Source organism: Bacillus sp. Cr_A10 (assembly GCF_029222665.1).
Classification (GTDB): Bacteria; Bacillota; Bacilli; order Bacillales_A; family Planococcaceae; genus Psychrobacillus.
On record NZ_JARHXR010000013.1, the window covers coordinates 112,461 to 132,981 of the forward strand.

The 20,521-nt window shown below is 34.2% G+C and carries 20 protein-coding genes; 8 read left to right on the forward strand and 12 right to left on the reverse strand.

Annotated features, from left to right (window positions below; genetic code table 11):
- Window positions 1-47: 47 nt before the first annotated feature.
- From P2Q73_RS14655 to P2Q73_RS14665, 3 genes are all read right to left on the reverse strand, one after another.
- Entirely contained in the window at window positions 48-1,451 is a 1,404-nt protein-coding gene (locus tag P2Q73_RS14655) for a SpoVR family protein (protein ID WP_056828588.1), read from the reverse strand.
- Between the two features lie 17 nt (window positions 1,452-1,468).
- A complete protein-coding gene (gene yhbH, locus P2Q73_RS14660; RefSeq protein ID WP_056828590.1) occupies window positions 1,469-2,623 on the reverse strand; it encodes a sporulation protein YhbH in 1,155 nt (384 codons plus the stop codon).
- 107 nt (window positions 2,624-2,730) lie between these two features.
- Complete coding sequence (locus P2Q73_RS14665) at window positions 2,731-4,626, reverse strand: PrkA family serine protein kinase (protein WP_275788571.1); 1,896 nt, start codon at window positions 4,624-4,626, stop codon at window positions 2,731-2,733.
- 206 nt (window positions 4,627-4,832) lie between these two features.
- On the opposite strand from P2Q73_RS14665, the gene P2Q73_RS14670 reads away from it, so the two are divergent.
- Entirely contained in the window at window positions 4,833-5,006 is a 174-nt protein-coding gene (locus P2Q73_RS14670; protein ID WP_275788574.1) for a hypothetical protein, read from the forward strand.
- A gap of 48 nt (window positions 5,007-5,054) precedes the next feature.
- Here P2Q73_RS14670 and P2Q73_RS14675 read toward each other — a convergent pair whose 3' ends face one another.
- A complete protein-coding gene (locus P2Q73_RS14675; RefSeq protein ID WP_275788577.1) occupies window positions 5,055-5,945 on the reverse strand; it encodes a DUF4349 domain-containing protein in 891 nt (296 codons plus the stop codon).
- A 243-nt stretch (window positions 5,946-6,188) separates the two neighbouring features.
- Between P2Q73_RS14675 and hutH the strand changes: the two genes are divergently transcribed.
- The 3 genes from hutH to P2Q73_RS14690 all read left to right on the forward strand — a co-directional run bounded on the left by hutH (window position 6,189) and on the right by P2Q73_RS14690 (window position 9,156).
- Entirely contained in the window at window positions 6,189-7,685 is a 1,497-nt protein-coding gene (gene hutH / locus P2Q73_RS14680; protein ID WP_275788581.1) for a histidine ammonia-lyase, read from the forward strand.
- Window positions 7,686-7,850: 165 nt separating this feature from the next.
- The gene (locus tag P2Q73_RS14685; RefSeq protein ID WP_275788583.1) at window positions 7,851-8,096 is read left to right on the forward strand and encodes a hypothetical protein; all 246 of its coding nucleotides are present in this window, start codon (window positions 7,851-7,853) and stop codon (window positions 8,094-8,096) included.
- A 340-nt stretch (window positions 8,097-8,436) separates the two neighbouring features.
- Entirely contained in the window at window positions 8,437-9,156 is a 720-nt protein-coding gene (locus P2Q73_RS14690; protein WP_275788586.1) for a YwaF family protein, read from the forward strand.
- 32 nt (window positions 9,157-9,188) lie between these two features.
- Here P2Q73_RS14690 and P2Q73_RS14695 read toward each other — a convergent pair whose 3' ends face one another.
- The 3 genes from P2Q73_RS14695 to P2Q73_RS14705 are packed head-to-tail and all read right to left on the reverse strand — an operon-like array spanning window position 9,189 to window position 11,954.
- Window positions 9,189-10,229: a YheC/YheD family endospore coat-associated protein gene (locus tag P2Q73_RS14695; protein ID WP_053590777.1), complete on the reverse strand. Its 1,041-nt coding sequence runs from the start codon at window positions 10,227-10,229 to the stop codon at window positions 9,189-9,191.
- Between the two features lie 49 nt (window positions 10,230-10,278).
- Window positions 10,279-10,719 (reverse strand): CotY/CotZ family spore coat protein, encoded by a 441-nt coding sequence (locus P2Q73_RS14700; RefSeq protein WP_053590778.1) that lies wholly within the window; start codon window positions 10,717-10,719, stop codon window positions 10,279-10,281.
- Window positions 10,720-10,736: 17 nt separating this feature from the next.
- Window positions 10,737-11,954, reverse strand: a complete 1,218-nt coding sequence (locus P2Q73_RS14705; RefSeq protein ID WP_275788591.1) for an ATP-grasp domain-containing protein — start codon at window positions 11,952-11,954, stop codon at window positions 10,737-10,739.
- Between the two features lie 672 nt (window positions 11,955-12,626).
- On the opposite strand from P2Q73_RS14705, the gene sda reads away from it, so the two are divergent.
- From sda to P2Q73_RS14725, 4 genes are all read left to right on the forward strand, one after another.
- A complete protein-coding gene (gene sda / locus P2Q73_RS14710) occupies window positions 12,627-12,758 on the forward strand; it encodes a sporulation histidine kinase inhibitor Sda (RefSeq protein WP_082355375.1) in 132 nt (43 codons plus the stop codon).
- A gap of 212 nt (window positions 12,759-12,970) precedes the next feature.
- A complete protein-coding gene (locus P2Q73_RS14715) occupies window positions 12,971-13,417 on the forward strand; it encodes a hypothetical protein (RefSeq protein ID WP_056828603.1) in 447 nt (148 codons plus the stop codon).
- Complete coding sequence (locus P2Q73_RS14720) at window positions 13,405-13,695, forward strand: DUF2653 family protein (RefSeq protein ID WP_275788596.1); 291 nt, start codon at window positions 13,405-13,407, stop codon at window positions 13,693-13,695. Before P2Q73_RS14715 ends, P2Q73_RS14720 begins: the two co-directional genes overlap by 13 nt.
- Before the next feature lie 107 nt (window positions 13,696-13,802).
- The gene (locus P2Q73_RS14725; RefSeq protein WP_056828605.1) at window positions 13,803-14,579 is read left to right on the forward strand and encodes an alpha/beta fold hydrolase; all 777 of its coding nucleotides are present in this window, start codon (window positions 13,803-13,805) and stop codon (window positions 14,577-14,579) included.
- A 36-nt stretch (window positions 14,580-14,615) separates the two neighbouring features.
- On the opposite strand, the gene P2Q73_RS14730 is transcribed toward P2Q73_RS14725, so the two are convergent.
- The 5 genes from P2Q73_RS14730 to P2Q73_RS14750 form a co-directional block, all read right to left on the reverse strand.
- Window positions 14,616-14,825 (reverse strand): alpha/beta-type small acid-soluble spore protein, encoded by a 210-nt coding sequence (locus tag P2Q73_RS14730; protein WP_053590783.1) that lies wholly within the window; start codon window positions 14,823-14,825, stop codon window positions 14,616-14,618.
- Window positions 14,826-14,968: 143 nt separating this feature from the next.
- Entirely contained in the window at window positions 14,969-15,760 is a 792-nt protein-coding gene (locus tag P2Q73_RS14735) for a VLRF1 family aeRF1-type release factor (RefSeq protein ID WP_275788601.1), read from the reverse strand.
- A 153-nt stretch (window positions 15,761-15,913) separates the two neighbouring features.
- Window positions 15,914-17,140, reverse strand: coding sequence for an amidohydrolase family protein (locus P2Q73_RS14740; protein WP_275788605.1), 1,227 nt, complete (start codon window positions 17,138-17,140; stop codon window positions 15,914-15,916).
- 1 nt (window position 17,141) lies between these two features.
- A complete protein-coding gene (locus tag P2Q73_RS14745; RefSeq protein ID WP_275788607.1) occupies window positions 17,142-18,239 on the reverse strand; it encodes a hypothetical protein in 1,098 nt (365 codons plus the stop codon).
- Window positions 18,240-18,434: 195 nt separating this feature from the next.
- Window positions 18,435-20,462 carry a Na+/H+ antiporter gene (locus P2Q73_RS14750; RefSeq protein ID WP_275788610.1) on the reverse strand — a complete coding sequence of 676 codons (2,028 nt, stop codon included), beginning with the start codon at window positions 20,460-20,462 and terminating at the stop codon, window positions 18,435-18,437.
- Window positions 20,463-20,521 lie beyond the last annotated feature (59 nt).

The following is a 20,521-nucleotide window of genomic DNA, read 5'->3' on the forward strand; positions in this document are numbered from 1 at the left end:
TCCAAATTAATGGAATCTCGTTTTTAAATGATTATTTTGTTTTTAATTTATATAGTACTTCTAGAAACCTTTTTTCCATCATATGAATAGAGGGTTGGCTTTTCCTCTACATATGTTTCCAAAAATACAGCACGCCCCCATAGTTGATAAATATAAGGTAATACATTTTCTAAATAGTGAGGGTCTAGCTCCATCCCCTCATATCCATGCTTTAAGTACAGTTCTCCAGTTCGTGAATAATCACCATCTTCCACCACAATGTATGGAAAGCCTCCATTAACTCGCATGGAAACTAGTTGATCTCGTACATGTTCATAATCTTTATCCGTAATTTGATAGTTCCCATTCTTTTTCTCAAACAAATATAAATCTTCCTGCTTCATTAAATCCTTCGTTAAGTAATTTCGTATAAACGAAATATCCGATTCGATTTCTCTTACTTCAAAAATCTTTTCTCTCCCCGAATCAGGCTTAATCCCCAATCTTTTCATTTCCTCTGATGGCTGATTATATCTCTTTTCAATGTCTTCAAAAATTTTCAACCCTAAATAGTATGGATTAATAGTCGTCGCTGATGGCTGGACTACGTTTGCATTTAATTTAGCAAACTCTATCGTTTCATCTGTAGTTAAATTCATTTCTCTTAAAATTCGTTGATGCCAATAAGAAGCCCAACCCTCGTTCATAATTTTCGTTTCTAATTGCGGCCAGAAATAAAGCATTTCTTCTCGCATCATTGTTAAAATATCCCTTTGCCAATCCTCCAATTCTCGACTGTACTCTTGAATAAACAACAATAAATCTTTTTCAGGATTAGGGGGAAACTTTTTTCTCTTAATATTTAAAGGTTTTTTATTAACGGATGATTGATCTATATTCCATAAATCATCATAAGGTGTTCTGCGTAGGTCTTCTTTTTCTTCCTCTTCTTCTTGCAAATCATATTCCGGCAGTTTAGGTCTAATAATGGATGGATCAATATGTTCTTGTATAGCCAATACTGCATCAAGAAAGCTTTCTACTTCTTCTTTCCCATAAATCATTTCGTAATTCGCAATTCTTTCTGCTGTTGCTGTCATACTTTCAACCATATCTCTTCTTGTGTTAGAAAAACGAACATTATTTTTAAAAAAGTCACAATGCGCTAGCACATGGGCGATAATAAGTTTATTTTGTATTAAACTATTCGTATCAAGCAAAAATGCATAACAAGGATTCGAATTAATAACTAGCTCATAAATTTGGCTTAATCCAAAATCGTATTGGATCTTCATTTTGTGAAATTGCTTTCCAAAGCTCCAATGCGTAAAGCGAGTTGGCATGCCGTATGCTCCAAATGTATAGATAATATCAGCAGGACAGATTTCATAGCGCATCGGATAAAAATCAAGGCCAAATCCAGAGGCAATTTCCGTAATCTCCGCAATTGCATGATGAAGCTTCGTATCCATTCATTGTCTCCTTTCTGTTATTTTGGCACTTTAAAAAGACTTTTCAAAGCTTCATATACATCTTTTTTATCCTTTAATACATAATGGCGGAACTTTGGGTCATTAATTGTTTTATACGTATTCATTAACGTAGAATATCGGCTATGGGGATTCACTTCTCCATACCCAAACATACTAGATACTTCCATTAGTTGGGTTACAAGCTTCATACATTTTTCATTGTCACTTGTCATATTTTCACCGTCTGAAAAGTGAACAGGATAAATATTAAATTGATTAGGACTATACTTTTCTTCTATCAGTGCTAGTGCCTGGTAATATGCAGATGAACAAATTGTTCCACCGCTTTCACCTTTCGAGAAAAACGCCTCTTCCGTTACAACTTTAGCTTCCGTATGATGTGCTATAAATTCAATATCTACGGATTTATATTTCGATCTTAAAAATCGGGCCATCCAAAAAAAGAAACTTCTTGCACAATACTTCTCAAAAGCACCCATCGATCCACTCGTGTCCATCATCGCAAGGACAACTGCTTTTGACTCTGGTTTTGTCACTTCATCCCATGTTTTAAAACGTAAATCATCATTATGAAGTGGTGAAATTTCTGCTTTCCCTTTCATCGCATTTCTTTTAATAGCAGTCATTATTGTACGCTTCTTATCGATATTTCCCATAAGTCCTTTTTTACGTATATCATTAAATTCGACTTTATCCGTTATAATGTTTGCCTGTTCTTTTTGCTGTAAATTCGGTAATTCCATCTCTTTAAAAAGTACGCTTTCTAATTCTGCTATAGTCACTTCTGCCTCGTAATAGTCTTTTCCTGCTTTATCTCCAGCTTGTTTTCCTTGACCGGAAGCCTGTTCTCCTTCACCGGAATCACGAGCAATCACATCTCCTACCTGACTGTCGCCATCCCCTTGGCCGACATGTTTGGTTTTATCATAGTTGTAACGAATCTTATATTCATCCAATGAACGAATTGGTATTTTAATTACTTCTCGTCCATTTGACATAATAATGCTTTCTTCACTGATCAAGTCTGGTAAATTGTCTTTAATAGCTTCTTTCACTTTATCCATATGACGTTGCTGATCTTGGTAACCTTTACGGTGCAATGACCAGTTTTCCTGTGAGATGACGTAATGATTCTCTTGTTTTTCATTCATTTTCATCAACACCTACCTATTGTTTATCATATGCCAGCTACTCAAAGTTATTGCCAATGTATATAAAAAAACAAGACCAATATAAAAATCAGTCTTGTTCTTCTTTATTACCTGTTGAGTAGACTACCTACATACCGCAATAACTCGTTTGCTGAAGTGGAATTATAGCCATGTTCATCTATTAGTCTTGCAACAACCTCATTTACTTTCTTCAGCTGAGTCTCATCTGGGGTTTTAGAAGAAGTGGTTATTTTCACAACATCTTTTAAATCTGCAAAAAGTTTCTTTTGAATAGCTTCACGCAAACGTTCATGAGAATTATATTCGAAACGTTTTCCTTTTCTAGCATATGCAGAGAGTCGAATTAGGATTTCCTCTCTAAAAGCTTTCTTCGCGTTTTCAGAAATACCAATTTGTTCTTCAATCGAGCGCATCAATTTTTCATCTGGATTCATTTCTTCACCCGTAAGTGGATCTCTCATTTTGTTTTTATTACAATAAGCCTCCACATTATCCAAGTAATTGTTCATTAAGGAAATGGCTGACTCTTCATATGAATAAACAAACGCTTTTTGAACTTCTTTTTTCGCGATTTCATCATATTCTTTTCTGGCAATAGCAATGTAATTCATGTATTTTTCACGATCTTCTTGAGATATAGATGCATGTTGATCAAGACCTTCTTTTAAAGCTCTTAATACGTCCAACGCATTAATAGAAGGGATTTCCTTCCGTATGATTGCAGAAGATATTCTATTAATGACGTAACGAGGATCTATTCCATGCATTCCCTCGTTAACAGTTTCCTTTTTCAATTCCTCCACATCAATTTCGTTAAATCCTTCCACGCTTTCTCCATCATAAAGTCGCATTTTCTTTACAATATCAATGCCTTGCTTTTTAGGAACTTCCAGTCTTGTTAAAATGGAAAAGATAGCAGCTGCCCTTAATGCATGTGGTGCAATATGAACATGCGTCATATCACTTTCCTTAATCATTTTTTCATATATGCGTTCTTCCTGACTTACTTTTAAATTATACGGAATAGGCATAACGATAATTCTTGAGTGTAGTGCTTCATTCTTTTTATTGGAAATAAAAGAACGGTATTCTGTTTCATTTGTATGCGCTACTATCAACTCATCTGCACTAATTAAAGCAAATCTTCCTGCTTTAAAATTTCCTTCTTGCGTTAACGATAATAAATGCCATAGAAATTTTTCATCAAGTTTTAGCATTTCTTGAAATTCCATCATTCCACGATTCGCTTTATTTAATTCACCATCGAAACGATATGCACGTGGATCTGATTCTGAGCCAAACTCAGCAATTGTTGAAAAATCGATACTCCCTGTTAAATCAGCGATATCTTGCGACTTAGGATCAGATGGAGTAAATGTTCCTATTCCGACCCGTTTGTCTTCTGAGAAAAAAATTCTCTCTACTATAACATTTTCAATTCGTCCATCGTATTCTTTTTCTAGTCTCATCGTATTAAGTGGCGACAAACTACCCTCAATACGGATTCCATATTCATCTACAAAATCTTCCCGTAAATGTTGTGGAATTAGGTGGAGCGGATCTTCATGCATAGGGCACCCTTGTATAGCATAAACTGCTCCCTCATCAGTTCTAGAATACTGCTCTAGTCCTCGTTTTAACAATGTAACAATGGAGGATTTACCTCCACTAACAGGTCCCATCAATAAAAGAATTCGTTTTCGAACGTCTAATCTTTTTGCAGCTGGATGAAAATATTCTTCTACCAAGCGTTCAATCGCTGTCTCTAATCCAAATATTTCTTTCCCAAAGAAATGGTACATCTTAAGTCCATCTCTCTCCGTTAGCCCTGAGCTTTTAATCATGTTATATACACGAGAATGTGCAGTTTGGGCAACTTCTGGTCTATCCCTCACAATGGCTAAATACTCCTCGAACGTGCCTTCCCACTTAAGTTTACTCTCTTCTTCACGGTAGTTCCTAACCTTGTTCAAAATATCCATTTATTCCCTCCATTCAGGGGCATTGTTTTATACATAGTATGAAAAGAGAGAATTTATGATACCTATTAATTTTGTAGATGCTAATTCTTTCTTACATGAACTACACATTATTTAATTACGATTTATGTTTAATATCAATTTGTTTTAGGGTATCTACTCAGTAAGTATGTCGAAACACCACTAATTGTAGAATTGGAGGAATTATTATGACGATGAAATCAATTGCAGGGGAAAAATGGTGGAAAATCGGGGCTGCTGCATTTCTTTCAGTAGGTTTATTGGCTGGTTGTGGAGACGGTGAAAATGAATCAGATGTGGATGACAATATGGAAGAAGATGTAGAACAAGAGCTTGAAGAAGAAGACAAAGACGGTGAATAAGTTATAAAAATGCGGTGTTCTAAAATAAATTTAGAACACCGCATTTTATTATTTTTCTATTCTTTTTCTTTTTATCGTCCAATACACAGCAAAAGTTATAACACACAAAATGAGGAGCACAGGTAAGTTCCCAATGAAAAATACAATAACTCCCGAGCCAGCAGTCAATATCACATTAGTACTCGTGACAAATTGCTTCTTTGTTTTTTCCCATGTATTTAAATCTTTGTTTTCTATCTCAGGAACGATTACACGTTTTTCATACAAGGCTATTTCGATTGTTGAAAAAGATGTTTGATTTTCTAAATAGTTAACCTTACCAACTAGGACTTCAATTTCTTCTTGAACGTTCGCTAAATCAGACGAAATTTTCAATAAATCCTCGGTTTTCTCTGCATTTTCCATAAATGTTAGCAAACGTTCCTCCACAACTCTCTTCGACTTGATGCGAGAGGTTAAGTCGACAAATTGCTCGGTCACATCCTGACCAGTAACATTACGTTCTATCACTTTTGAAGCTTCTCCTTCTGCTTCGGATAAGAAAGTTTCAAAATAATGTTCTGGAATTCGAACAATCATATTACCACTACTTGATAGATCATCTTCCTGATACACATCCGAACTCACAATATATCCACCATACTTTTTAACCTTTTGTTCAATATTATTCTGCGCCTTCGCAAGTTCTTTTACATTTGCCTTAATAATTGCTTTGTGAATAATCATACGCTCAGTTGAAGTTTCAGATATAACTTCTGAATCATCCACTGGTTTATCCTCTTCTACCACTTCGAGTGAACTCTTCTCCTCTTTGACAGAGTATATAGCAGAGTCGTTCGCTTCCTCTGTTTTAATTTCTTCTGCCATCTCCTTATTGCTACAAGCGATGAGAAAACCAAATAAACCGATAAAAAATAATAGCAAAACTATTTTTTTCATTGCCAATTTGCCCCCTATCTTTGAACAATCAGACGATTTCGGCTAAGAATCGTTACACAATATCTAGAAAATTTTTCTATTTATCAGTCTACTATGCTAATGTAGCACCAAATTAGCAGATGAGAAATTTTTACTTTTTTCACAAAAACACTTAATTTATTGAAATATTTAGATAGAATATAGATAAGAATTAAGGAGGGTTTTCATGGACATTAACTTAAAAAAGAAAGATTGTGATCTAAAATGATAATATTAAAAGGACATGGGCTTACATTAGAAAATATGAGAGCCATTTTATATCAAACAAAAGAAGTGAAATTGGATCAAAAAGCAATAGAACTAGTGCAAAATAGCCGGAAAGCTGTTGAAAGAATCGTAAAAGAGAAGAGCACTGTATATGGTATTAATACTGGTTTTGGTAAATTTAGTGATGTTAGCATTGAGGAAGAGGATGTTCATGCGCTACAGCTCCATCTCATACGTTCCCATGCATGTGGTATCGGGCAACCATTTGATGAAATAGTGTCTCGTGCAATGGTTATTCTACGCCTAAATGCCTTATTAAAAGGATTTTCTGGAATTCGACTTGAGGTACTTGAACGACTTGCATTCATGGTAAATAATCATATTCACCCTGTAATTCCTCAGCAAGGTTCTCTCGGGGCATCGGGTGATTTAGCTCCCCTTTCACATTTAGCACTGGTTTTAATTGGTGAAGGTTTTGTTTGGGATGGAGATAAACATGTCCCTTCTAATGAAATATGGGCTAAACATAACTTGACACCTATTGTTCTTGAAGCAAAAGAAGGTCTTGCACTTATCAATGGAACCCAAGCAATGACTGCACAAGGAGTAGTAAACTGGTTGGAATCAGAAACACTTGCATACCAAAGTGTGTGGATTGCTTCTATGACGATTGAAGCACTTCAAGGAATAACAGACGCTTTTCATCCTGCAATCCACGAGGCACGTGGATATCCTGAGCAAATATCTGTTGCAAAACGTGTTCTTCAATGGCTTGAAGGGAGCAAACTTGTTACAAAGCAAGGAGAAAAACGTGTACAAGATGCATATTCTCTACGCTGTATCCCTCAAATTCATGGAGCCAGCTGGCAAGTACTAAGTTATGTCAAAGAAAAATTAGAAATTGAAATGAATGCTGCAACAGATAACCCTTTAATTTTTGATGATGGTGAATTAGTCATTTCTGGAGGCAACTTTCACGGGCAACCAATCGCTTTTGCAATGGATTTCTTAAAGATTGCTATAGCAGAGCTAGCAAACGTTTCGGAGCGTAGAATTGAACGATTAGTGAACCCCCAATTGAATGAGGGTCTTCCTCCCTTTTTAAGTCCACAACCTGGACTACAATCCGGTGCCATGATTATGCAATATGCGGCTGCAAGCTTAGTATCAGAAAACAAAACACTTGCTCATCCTGCTTCTGTCGATTCTATTCCTTCTTCTGCAAACCAAGAAGATCATGTAAGTATGGGAACAATAGGCGCTCGACATGCTAACCAAATTATTCAAAATGCACGAAGAGTACTTGCTATCGAATTAATTTGTGCCATCCAAGGCATTGAATATCGAGGTATAGATTTAATGGCTCCATCACTGTCTAAAAAATGGCATGATATAAGAGAATTTGTTCCTTCCATTACGAAAGACAGGATTTTTAGTTTAGATATAGAAAACTTGAATAAATACTTAAAATCAGAGACAGCTATAACAATATAGTTAAATAAGAAAACGGCGAATGGAAAACGATCATTCGCCGTTTTCTTTGTTTCTTTTAAGTGGTGTACACCCCCCCTAAAATCTTAAGGAGAAACGTTTATCTTTCATTTCAAAAAGGGTAGATAAGACAAAGTAAGTTAAATTGATAATTGGAGGACATTTAATATGAACTTAACTTTAGAGCATAAATGGCTGAAAATTGGTATAGCAGCCTTTCTTTCCATTGCTTTGCTTGCAGGATGTGGTGATGGAAATGACACGGATACAAACGAACCAGTGGAAGAGGATCTAGATGTTGATGTAAACGTGGATGATAATAATGACGAAAATAGCGAATACAATGGATCAGACGAGGATAAAGAGGACGTTGAAGATACAGATGACGAAGCTATGGATAAAGATCGAGAATAGAAAAACCGCCTTCTCGGCGGTTTTTTATTTTCCACACTTACATGGTCCTAAACCTGTTTTTTTACATGTTTTACATTTCTTATTCGCCAAATACATCACTCCTTTAATCGAATGATAAAGAATATGAGAAAGCGGGATTGTCCTATTCAAAAATTAATTACAATATTAATCTGCTCCTACGTCCTCAAAGCTTCTTCCCGTTTCAATTGGTTCGAATATATACATTCATAGGTAAAGACACGTTTATAAAAGGCGTGTCTTTACCTATTTTTATAGGAACTTTTTATAGCTATTTCCATACAAATAGAATAATTAAGAACTCATGGAAAGGGGAAATTTCATGGAAGAAAACAACAAAAATGTATTCATCATGTTCTCATTTGAACACATAATAGCAATTGTCTTATTAATTGTAATTTTATTTTTCCTATTTATGTTAAAAAATAGATTATCTGATTCAACCATGAGTTCCAACTTATTCGAACGTCTCTTTGCACTTTCATTATTGATGATGGAAATCTCTTATCATTTTGTACTCATTTTTACCCGAGAGTGGAATTTAAGTGAATCTATGCCATTCCATTTATGCAGTTTCAGTTTGTTTTTTTCAATTTTTATATTATGGACTGGAAGCAAACGTTTTTATGATTTCATCTTCTTTGCAGGCTTTGGAGGTGCTCTTCAAGCTTTACTAACACCATCTTTGGAAATAGGGTTTCCAAGTTTTAAGTTTATTCAATTCTTTTTCATTCACTCTGGGATAATAGTGACTGCATTTTACGTTTTGTGGGTAAAAAAATATACCCCTACATTTAAAGGACTTCTTAAAACGATGTTTTACTTAAATTGTATGTTTCCTTTTATTTTTGCTATTAACATAGTTGTTCATGGTAACTACATGTTTCTAAGAGAAAAACCTATAAATGGTAGTCTGCTTGACTTCTTAGGACCATACCCGTGGTATATTTTATCTTTTGAATTGGTAGCATTTTTTATGTTTTCGGCTTTCTGGTTAATCTTCAGGAGATGGAATCGACATCTAAAAGAACTACTTGAATGATTGTTCTAAACAAAAAAACTCCCCTCTTTATTTCAAGAAGGTAAGTTTTTATTGTTATTAGCTAAAAATTCAGCATATTTAATTGTGTTTTTCGCTACATCTAATTCTCCGTTAAATATTACAGGGATTCCTGGTCTCCAGTTTACTTCAAACAACCATATTCTTTGATTTTCATCCATTCCAACGTCTATTCCTAGTTCATCTAGATAAAATTCATCATATAAAGAATCAAAGTGAGTTGCAAAACTTACTGAAAAGTACTCAAGTGTTTTTTTTACATCGAACCATTCATTGTCAAACTCTATTTGCAAAAAAGGATCCGGAAAAGCAGTAAAACCTCCGTTACCTAAATTTGAGGTTATGCTACCCAAAGCTCCTATACGAGGGTAAATGGATGTGGTTACCCACTCACCATCTCCATTCTTTTGGACATGCAATCGAAAGTCTAAGACCTGGCCCGATTTTATTTTACTTGATATAAATTTTTGAATGATATATTCTTCTTCCTCTATTTTAAGTAATACAAGGTCTATTAAATCCTGTTTACTACAAATCGTGGTTTTTCCGGAATCATTTATAATAAACGTATTGGCATTTTCTTTTTCAATAAAAAGAATTCCAGATCCTCTACTCCCAGAAACAGGTTTGATAATAACTTGCTCATGCAATTCAATCATATCAAGTAAGTCTTTTTCCTTCTTTAATTGGACTGTCGGAATTAAATAGTGCTTAAAATCTTTTCCTTTCTTAATTCTGTTTTGCACATCAGATTTATTACCTATGGAATGACTTGTAAATGGAATTCTTTCAGATAAATAATCAACGATTAGTTCTGCTTTGTCAGTTAAAGGAAAACTTGCATTATAAATGGCATCAGGAAAAGGATATTCCTTTTCAATCCATTTACCATTTTCATAGTATTTCCCTAAAATTTTTTCGTTCTTAATATCAACTTTCCCAGGCGTAAAGTAAAAAAAATCTACACCTTCTGCTTTTGCTACTACAGCATATGCATATGCCTTTTTTACTTTCTCGGGTTCTGCTCTATGATGCAGCATACCAATTAAAGTCATTTAATTCCCAACTCCCTTTTCTCTTTTTTATTAATAATTTAATTATCACTTACCATTTATCTCCAATATTAATACTTAATCTATTTACTAATTTCGGATCGATACACTGAACGCTACAAAAGTTTTGTAAGGATGCACTCACAATAATCTTCGTTTTTTCCAGTCGATAAGGAATACGCATCGTGTCTAGATAATTACCTTCTACGTCCATGGGACATAATAACGATAGGTAAACAAGCTTGTTGACTATATCTTCAATCCGAAAGAAACGTGTTCTAAACTCAGTTTGGGATGAGGAGGTTGTTCCGTAGGCTAAATAAGGTTCGTATGTCGTGGTTGTAAACAACACAATTGGAATAGTTTCATGCAGGATTCCTTTGAATATTACTAGCTTAGCCTTGTTTTGTGTCTCATAAATTGTTTTTAAAATAGATTCAAGATTATTGAGAGAATCGTCTATTTTTATTTTATCTTGCTCCTTTTCACCCATCACACATTCACTCCCTTCTATACAGGTTCAATATAAAAACGGATTTCCTTTGCAGCATCTTTAGCAAGACTAATGGCTTGTTCCTTATCAACTGAAGAAGCTAAGATATATCCATATCGATCTCCCATTGATAAAGGTGGATGAAGTAGTTTCCCTTTTTTAGGCTTTATAAAGACCTCTTCTATACCCGGTAGCCCTGAACAGCGTTTTCTACCTGTTACTTTTATTAGAGTACCAGTAGAATCACTCGTTAAATATTGAGCAAACACAAACCTTTTAATCTTCCTATTAAAATTAGGCTCTTGTCCTAAAAATATCTTTATTGTTTCTTCAACTAAATTAAATCCATACGCTATCTCAATTATTCTATTCATCGCTCCTCCTGATATGCGCGGATTTATCTCGATTAACTTCCATTCATTATTAACTAAACGCATTTCTAAATGACAGGACCCATTATCCATACTAAATCGCTCTAAAATAGAACAAACTGTTTCATAAATTTTGTTATGGAAGTTTGTATCCATTTCTGCCAACAGACAATAACCAGTAACAATAAAACGCTCAAAAAGCTTAATTTCTTGTTCAAGAACTGCTATGATGTGAACTTCGCCATCGTACATACAAGCCTCGATTAAGTATTGAGGACCCTCTAAATATTCCTCAATTAAAATTTCATCGCATCCTTTCTCTATTAACTTATTTATACACTGAGTAAATTGTTTTACATCTTTGACTAATAAAACATCTTTAGATCCTGTGGAAATTGGAGATTTTACAATTAGGGGAAAACGATTTTTTTGATTTGCAATAAACGTTTCTATGGATTCCCCTTTTTTATATGTTTCAAAGTACGGAGATGCAGAGAGACCTTTCAATAGTTCTCGTGTCAATACTTTGTCTTCCATTTTTTCTAATGGTTCTGGGGGAACTTTGGTTATATTTAATTCCTTAGATAATTTTGCAGCTACATGGACAAATGGATCAATAAAGCTTAAAATAGCTTCAATTTTTTTACCTTGTTCTTGGACTTTTCCTATACATGATTTTAATAAATTATAATTAGTTAAATCTGTTAAAACCATTTGGTGAACCTCGGGGAAATCATGTCTGTTTTCTAGAAAAACTTCTCTATCGGTTAGTAACACAGTGAAAAAACCTAGCCTTGCAGCCGCTCTTAGTGCTTCTCTGCTTGATCCAGATTTATTACTTCCGACAAATATGATTGTCTTCATAGTTTATTTTCATCAACCTTTCAATTGCTTTTAGGCAAATATTTAATCTTCCCAATATAGTATTCAAACTTAAATTATTATGATTGGGACGATGATTCAGATAAACACATAGTTTTTTTTATGAAATATTTACCCTGCCTGAAAATGAAAAGGTCTTGAATATTGGTGTATGTTTATTTTGTGGATAACGTTATCAACACTACATTCCCTATTAAACAGACGTTAATAGAGAATAAATATAAATAATTAACACCTTATCCACAAATAATTGTGGATAAGGTGTTCATTATTTCAGTAAAATCTATTAAATAGATTCTTATTTAGGATAAATACATAAGAATACGAATGGAAATATATATTTTTTGTATTTATACATAAAAAAGCACAAAAAATTCATATTTTCAGTTAAAATGTTTCGACAAAATTCGATGTTTTCCACTACTGTGGATAAAGTTATACACATTATCCCAAGCGTAAACTATGACCTTTCATTAAATATAAACAAGTTAATAACAGTTTATCCACTTTTATCTGTGGATAAACGAACGGTTGTTCCAAACTAATCTTTTTGGTAGATTTATAGTAGATTAATTAATCTAACAAAAAGGTTTAAGTTACATAAAATGGTGGTACTTTTATCAAATTATAGGAGGTGGATTTAAGGTGAGTAAGATGTCGGATGAATTATTAATAGAATCTTATGTTGCAGCAAAGGAACTCAAGCTATCTCCAGACTTTATATTCTTATTAGAAATGGAAATTCGCCGTCGTTCTCTAGTGATTGAACAATTAATTCTAAAATGATTGATCTCATCTCTTTTACTTTTAAGTTCACTTACAGTTGCTGGCCCTTCCGAAGTAAAGTGCCGTTTTAGACGCATTTTAGACATATGTATGGAGATAGGAGAAAAATCAGAGGTAAAGTGAAACTATTTTCACTTTATATCGTATATAATAGATGTAAGATGATAATCTCTTATAAAAAATCTCACATTCCATATTGGAGGGTATATAAATTGAAAAAACTAGTAGCAGCTTTGCTTACAGCAACACTTGTATTTTCATCAGTTGGTAGCTTTGTATTCAATGATCAATCAACGACTGTAGAGGCTAAATCTTATAAATCTGGAAAGAAAAGCTTCAACACGAATAATAATAGTACTAACAACAATTCTAATATTCAAAAGAAACAACAAGATTCTACTACTGCAACAAACAAATCAAATACGACTACTAACAATAAAGGTGGCTTTTTCTCAGGTGGTCTTATGAAAGGTTTATTTGTTGGAGGAATTGCTGGATTACTCTTTGGTAGCATGTTTGCTAATATGGGTGCATTAGGCTCTCTTCTTGGTTTCGCTATCAATGCTGCAGCGATCATTTTTATCGTCGTTGTTATTCGTAAAATCTTTGACATCTTTAAAAAGAAAAAACAAGAGGAAGCTAACTCATGGAGAAGCTAATCATTCCGGAGCAAAATATTATAAATGCGGTTTGCGTTTATATTTCACGTAAAAAGAATGTGGAAGTGGAAGAAATCGAAGTAGAATTAATGTATGACGATGAAAATGGATTTTCAGCCGAAGCATATATTAAAGGAGAAACTGAAGTTCTTACTACATTCAACTTAATAGAAGCTTTGCGTCAAAGTATGGAGGAATTTCTAAATATAGATCCAATCTCCGCTGGAATAGAACTTAGATTAGATGACGAAGAAGGTATTATTGCTGCAATACATTAAATAATAATAGATTAGACCAAGTCACTTACTGATTTGGTCTTTTTTTTACCTATCTAATAATAATAAAATAGTAATAATATTCGTCATAATACAAGGAGATGATAAACTTGGTAATACATTATGTTGAATATGGGGATAAAAATGCTCCATTAATAGTCTTCCTACATGGTGGTGGAGTTAGTGGTTGGATGTGGGATGAGCAAGTCCGTTATTTCAAACAATACCATTGTTTAGTTCCAGATTTACCCGCACAAGGTATTAGTAGTGAGAATAGCTTTTCTATTAAAGGTAGTGCTGAAAAACTAAATGAATTAATTGAAGAGAAAGCAAAGGATAAAGAAATTATTGTTACCGGTTTTTCTTTAGGAGCTCAAGTACTGATCGAGATGCTAAGTTTAAAGCCTAACTTAATTGATTATGCAATTATAAATAGTGCCTTAGTTAGACCAAGTACAGTCGCTAAATCATTAATTGGCCCTTCCATTCGATTAACTTTCCCATTAATAAAAAATAAAGCATTTTCTAAATTCCAATCAAGAACTTTATATATCAGAGAAGACCAATTTGAAAAGTATTATACAGAAAGCACTCAAATGAAGAAAGAAACGCTTATACAAATTTTAGAAGAGAATATGTCCTATAAAATACCGCATAATTTTAACAAGGCTAAATCAAAGATATTAGTTACTGTTGGCGAAAAAGAAAAAAGTATTATGAAAAAATCAGCAGTAGACCTCGTAAAAAGTAACCCTCATTGCAATGGTTTAATTATTCCAAATGTAGGTCATGGCATACCAATAGCTGACCCGGATTATTTTAATAATCTACTTGAAAATTGGATTACTTATGAAAGAACACCAATAGACAGTATAAAAATAACATAAAACAACCGGTGGTAATTTACCCACCGGCTTAATTAATTATTGTTGGTTGTTTTGAAAACCGCTCATTTGTGATTGGGCTTGAGCTACTAGTCGCTTAGTAATTTCTCCGCCAACGGAACCGTTAGCACGCGATGAAGCTTCTCCTCCAAGTTGTACACCGAATTCTTGAGCAATTTCATATTTCATTTGGTTAAGAGCTTGTTCCACTCCTGGTACTAGAAGTTGATTACGATTTGAATTTGCCATGTTATTCACCTCCCTGTGAGAATAGATTGTGTAAATTTGAAACGATTATGCAAAAAAAGTTGAAGGTGAAATTTGACAATGAGTATTATACTTTTTAGAAATAGGTGCTGAGTAATATGTTTTTACTCAGCACCCCTAAATTATTATTTTTCAAATATTTGATGAATAACATCATGTGCTTTGCTGTTATTTAGATTTTTGTAAATACAACTTGCTGGAGTATCTCTTATGCTTTCGGAAAAAGCATTGGCCATTTCAGCTTCCCCAGCTACATGGAATTCGCGCCATCCTCTTTTTTTCTTCAATTGCTCGAGAGTCGTACTCATTCCTTTGAAGAAACTGTTTTTATTCACCTTATATTTCGGATCTAGCACAGCACTTTTACTATCCGCCACTGGACGTCTACCCTGTGCGTCCATTTTTTTCATTTCTCCCCACACTTCAGAAACTGGATCGTATTTAAACGTCAAATCATCTCGCACGAATCCCATTGCAGTATCTAAAATGCGAACTTCCCCAAAGCTAGGCATGATAATTCCTGCTTCTGGATATGCTTTATACATATACTCTAACTGTTCAATCACAGGATGGTTTTCCCAATAAAAACTTGTTTTTACTGGAACTTGAACATAATGGACAGACCATAGATCATCAGTGGCACTTGCAAAAATGACTACTCCTTTTCGCATTTCCTGTTGATTGTCTTCCAATTCATTTATTATTTTTTTCTTTATTTTATTAAAAGCTTTTTTTTCATTTTCATCTGAGCCCTCTAAATACTCACCAAGTCTCTTCAGACCACTCTTTAAATGGATTTTCCAACCGCCATTTAATTGTTGCGGATCACCTGGATTGGTGTTTAAATAAACACTCAATACACACCGATCACTACAGCTATACTCTTTTAATGCCTGAAGTTCCTTGTTAATTGTCATTTTTTATCCTCCTTTTTTTTGCACAACTTTAGCTTTCCCCTCAAATGTTCTAGATAATACGACAGAGAAGTGTTATGTTTTGGATGGAATTTTTACTTATATAATAAAAAAAATCAACCAAAATAAATTGGCTGATTCCATTAAAACAGTATATTAAAGTACTTTTCGATCTATCACTTTTTTCCCTAAATAAAAAACTTTTTTTATTTTTTCTACGTCCGTTATTTCCAAACCAGGAATACCTTCTGCAACAAGGAAATTTGCATCCAACCCTTTTTCTAAACGCCCAAATTGATGATCTTTCCCTAATATTTTTGCTGGATTGTCGGTAATTAAGGCTAAAATTTCATTTTCATTATGGTGGTTATTCTTTAAAAGCTGCATGGATGGATGTGCGATCAACATTAAAACTTCTGGTCCCCTCAAAGATAAATTTTCAAAAGGCAACCACGAAGTTCCTAAATATGGCGGAAGATATGCATCAGTCGAAATAGATACAGGAATATTTTTACTTACCATTCGAAGAATTTCATTAGGAGAATTTGGACATAAATGAGTACCACCCATTGGAGTTACCACAATGTCCTTCCCTTTTTGTGAAACTTTTTCTAATTGTATGTCAGATATTCCATGTGCATGATGCAAAACATCTACCCCTGCCTCTAACGCTAGTTCAATTCCTTCCTCTCCAGCTACATGGGCTCCAATTTTTTTATTTAAACTATGATATATTTTTGTAATCTGTTTCATTTCTTCTAGAGAATAAATAACTACCCCAGCTTTTGGTACTTCTTCTTTTGTAAAATTAGCAGGTGTTGCATTGATAAAAATGTTCTCCCCTGGATATTCACTCTCTAAAGCAATTTTCTTCACTAACGACGGATTAATTAAATCCTCTTTTTGGATACTTTGAGATTTTGTTACGAATGAAAAATGCGCTAAATTTTCAAAACCTATAGATATACTCGTTGTAGCAAATGAAACATTTATTGGCAACCCATGAACTGCCTGTTGATAATCTTCTTTTGAAAAGTCACAAAACGGGTTTCCACAAATCTGTTCACCTATCGCAGTAATCCCAGAGGAAATGGCATGTAATAGAATACTCTTGGCTGCTAGAAAGTGCGTTTCGGATGTAATCGGATAAAGTGAACTTGGAGCAAATTCCAATAAATGTGTATGACAATCCACCAATGCTGGCGTAATTATATAGTTTGAAAAATCAATAACTGGAATAGATGGATATCGTACTCGAAAATCTTCCCATAATCCAACATCTAAAATTTTTCCATCCTTAATAACCATTGCACCACTCATTAAAGTTCCAAGTTTACTAACAGTGACAATTTTTTGACCTCGAATGATGTAACAATTATTCATACTAGCCCACCAATAATGGAGTTAAAAAATACGCCAATATACAAGCAGTTAAAACTCGGATAATCATTCCAACAATTGCAGCAATTAAAGCTTCTCTTTCATTCAGATCAGAGGATTCTGCCCATGTCACTGGAATCTGACCAAAGATAACGGATAAAGGTAAGCCAGAATTAGCTAATACAAATGATCCAACAATAAGACGCGGATCAATTGTACTAGCCAGTTCTGCAAGTTGAGCAACAGCAAGTGTAGGTGCTGCTAATATGGAAACAATTCCAGTCGATGGCTCGATACTGAGAAAGGTTAATATGGAGGATAAACTTGATTCAATTACGTTCCATGCTCCAAAGAATTTTAAAGCACCTATAAAGAAAAATACCGCCGCTACTGCAGGGATAATAGTTAAAAAAAGGAGCTCGGCACCTTCTTTAGCAGATGTGAAAATTGTTTCTAGAAATCTAGTCTTAGGAGTAAAGCGAGGTAGCTCTTCTAACTCAACTTTTTTGGTGTCTCGATATATTGTTTTGGATAAAATGAATGGAACAACAACAATTGGAAGGAATATGGAGATAATTATAAGAGGAAATGCATTAATATTAAACACGGATAATGCTATAAGCCCTAATACTAATGTCGCAAAAGATTGAGGTGATTGAATCATTGTAGCTACTGCAATTTTCTGTTCCGCTTTTGTTGCTTTTGCTTTAACTAATACCGGACCAGAAATTTTTCCAGCCGCATTAATATCACCAAGGATATTATAAACACTTGGAATAATGACTGATGGATTTATTTTTAGACCCTTCATAATTGGGACAAAAAGCCGAATTAAACCATCCGTAAATCCAAGCCTTTCAATTATACGACCAAATATAACACTTATAATAATAGCAATACCTATCTCACTAGTTAAAAAGACATCTACAACAATCGGTTTAACTTCAGAGATCACTGCATTAAAGAAATCGGATAACGAATTTGGATTAACTAATAGAATTAGTAAGGATGCAACTACTAATATTAAACCTATTACTTCAAAATAATGCCATTTAGATCGAGAAGTTTTTATTTTTGAATTAGACAATTGATCTTTATTCAACGAACAACCTCCTCACACTTTTTATACCTTATGTACTCAAAGAATTATGTGTGAATACCATCTATCGTTTAATTAACATGTTGCCATCTGGTACGAAATTTCTACAGCTGCAATCATCGTTGCTCAACAAATAGGCTTGTAGGGTTTGTATAGTAAAAAGCAGTCAATTAATCATTAATTGACTGCTTTTTACTGTTAATGCTTTTGTAAACTATTCTCTTCCATCCAATACGCTTCTCTAATATTAATCTGTTTACGAAGTTTTCTCGTGACTTCGGCAGTAATTTCTCGATTTTCGAAAAGGTTTTGAATTTCATCTCGCTCCGCTTGAAAAGCCTTATTTTGTATTTCTCTTTTTATTTGGGCATATTTCTTAGGCTCTGCACCTTTTTTGGCTAGCTTAAATTTCATAATCATGTCATTATATTCACCGATAATCAACAAATAAACTTCTTCGTTTTCAAGAGTCATTTGTGACTTCAGATAATTGATTGCAGCTTTTGCCATATTCACTTTAAGTTGAATAACTTTTTGATGATCAACAGATCGTTTTTTATTTTTTTTAGGTGTAAATAATTGAATGAAATTGAAAAAAGTTCTTTTAAAAATTGTCCAAATAAATAATCCTCTGTAGTGCATCCGGTTTGTAACCGCTACTCTCATCCGTTGAATATGTTCATCCATCAAATAAATAATTTCCCGGTCTATTTGGTCCTCTTCTTTCAATCCATCAATAAATTTTTCTTCCTCCGCAAGTGCCTTCATACGAATATCCGTTTCCATCAATTTCAATTGCTCGGTATCCGCTGCATTTACATTCTTCAGAGCATTTCGCATGCGAGAATAATTAGAAATGATGGATACAGCAGCGCCATTATTTTCTTCATTTATCACTTCACGGATAAAACCAATGGCAGCATCTATAGAACTGATCTTCGCAGTCCTTTCCATCTCATCTTTCAACTCTTCTGAATTACCTTTATCCGATTCTACAAGAAGAGGTAAGAGGATACTTGCTAATACTAAAGTAACTAATATTACTCCTGCAGCTATGAAAATGATTAGTGATCGTTCAGGAAAAGGACTTCCATCTGCTAGAACGTATGGGATAGTAAAGGCTCCAGCTAATGTAACTGCTCCTCGTACACCAGAAATAGTTGTTATTGCGATCATTCGCAGAGAAGGTTTTGGAATTTGCTTTTTATGCAACCACCCTCCCCACCATCCTAAGTACACCCACAAAAATCGTAATATTAATAGTGCTACAGTAATTATTAAGATGAACTTAATTACCTCGTAATTATTAAACATTGGGTTCTCAAAAATTTCATTCATGACACTCGGAATCTGTAAGCCTAACAATACAAATACTAAGCCGTTCAAAATATAAATGAGAATACTCCAAGTACTTTTAGAAACAACTTGAAGTTGCATTAAAGGAGACTGATCTCGATCTCTATAGATAGCATGCACAATACCAGCTGCAACGACCGATAATATACCAGAGAGATGAAAATGCTCGATGATGTAAAAGATAACAAATGGAGTAAGAATTTGAATTAGCATGTGAAGTGTGACATCTTCCATCCCAAGTCGTCGGATAAATATCTTCAGGCGAATAATGAGAAATCCAAGTATTGCACCTCCTGCAAATCCTCCAATTGCAATTACTAAAAAGCTCCAACTTGCCTCTGCTAATGAAAATACACCCGTCACGGTTGCCGCAACCGCAAATTTAAACGCAACTAAACCAGAGGCATCATTCATCAGACCTTCGCCTTCTAATACATGCATAATTGTTTTTGGCATCTTAACACGGCTAGAAATAGCTGCTACTGCCACTACATCTGTAGGTGAAAGAATCGCCGCTAACGCAAAAGATGCAGATAAAGGAATCGACGGAATCAGCCAATGAATTAAATACCCAATAACTAATACAGTGATAAACACTAAACCAAGTGCAAGCAATAGAATTGGTTTGCGTAATTTCCATAATGCATGTCTCGAAACATTTTTGCCATCATGGAAAAGCAAAGGAGCTATAAATAGAACAAAAAATAGCTCTGGATCCATAGGCACATGAATTCCTAAAGGAAAGGCTGCTAACAAAACTGCTAGTGCAATTTGGATAATTGGCACTGGTATGTATGGCATAAAATGATTAATAAAATTTGAGAGACCGATGGTGATGAGCAAAAGTAGTATGATTAAAAAAAATTCCATCCCGTGTCCCCTCTCTATTTTTTTACACTATTAATTTTAAAGAGATTATGGAGTTATTA

Excerpts from the sequence above, each read along its gene's own strand:
- P2Q73_RS14675 (WP_275788577.1), bottom strand. The coding sequence starts at position 5,945 with ATGAAAAAAATAGTTTTGCTATTATTTTTTATCGGTTTATTTGGTTTT.
- P2Q73_RS14655 (WP_056828588.1), bottom strand. The coding sequence starts at position 1,451 with ATGGATACGAAGCTTCATCATGCAATTGCGGAGATTACGGAAATTGCC.
- hutH (WP_275788581.1), top strand. The coding sequence starts at position 6,189 with ATGATAATATTAAAAGGACATGGGCTTACATTAGAAAATATGAGAGCC.
- P2Q73_RS14700 (WP_053590778.1), bottom strand. The coding sequence starts at position 10,719 with ATGGGTGAAAAGGAGCAAGATAAAATAAAAATAGACGATTCTCTCAAT.
- P2Q73_RS14740 (WP_275788605.1), bottom strand. The coding sequence starts at position 17,140 with ATGAATAATTGTTACATCATTCGAGGTCAAAAAATTGTCACTGTTAGT.
- P2Q73_RS14670 (WP_275788574.1), top strand. The coding sequence starts at position 4,833 with ATGACGATGAAATCAATTGCAGGGGAAAAATGGTGGAAAATCGGGGCT.
- P2Q73_RS14750 (WP_275788610.1), bottom strand. The coding sequence starts at position 20,462 with ATGGAATTTTTTTTAATCATACTACTTTTGCTCATCACCATCGGTCTC.
- yhbH (WP_056828590.1), bottom strand. The coding sequence starts at position 2,623 with ATGAATGAAAAACAAGAGAATCATTACGTCATCTCACAGGAAAACTGG.
- P2Q73_RS14690 (WP_275788586.1), top strand. The coding sequence starts at position 8,437 with ATGGAAGAAAACAACAAAAATGTATTCATCATGTTCTCATTTGAACAC.
- P2Q73_RS14730 (WP_053590783.1), bottom strand. The coding sequence starts at position 14,825 with ATGGCAAATTCAAATCGTAATCAACTTCTAGTACCAGGAGTGGAACAA.
- P2Q73_RS14685 (WP_275788583.1), top strand. The coding sequence starts at position 7,851 with ATGAACTTAACTTTAGAGCATAAATGGCTGAAAATTGGTATAGCAGCC.
- P2Q73_RS14720 (WP_275788596.1), top strand. The coding sequence starts at position 13,405 with ATGGAGAAGCTAATCATTCCGGAGCAAAATATTATAAATGCGGTTTGC.
- P2Q73_RS14665 (WP_275788571.1), bottom strand. The coding sequence starts at position 4,626 with ATGGATATTTTGAACAAGGTTAGGAACTACCGTGAAGAAGAGAGTAAA.
- P2Q73_RS14705 (WP_275788591.1), bottom strand. The coding sequence starts at position 11,954 with ATGAAGACAATCATATTTGTCGGAAGTAATAAATCTGGATCAAGCAGA.
- P2Q73_RS14695 (WP_053590777.1), bottom strand. The coding sequence starts at position 10,229 with ATGACTTTAATTGGTATGCTGCATCATAGAGCAGAACCCGAGAAAGTA.
- P2Q73_RS14735 (WP_275788601.1), bottom strand. The coding sequence starts at position 15,760 with ATGACAATTAACAAGGAACTTCAGGCATTAAAAGAGTATAGCTGTAGT.
- sda (WP_082355375.1), top strand. The coding sequence starts at position 12,627 with ATGTCGGATGAATTATTAATAGAATCTTATGTTGCAGCAAAGGAACTC.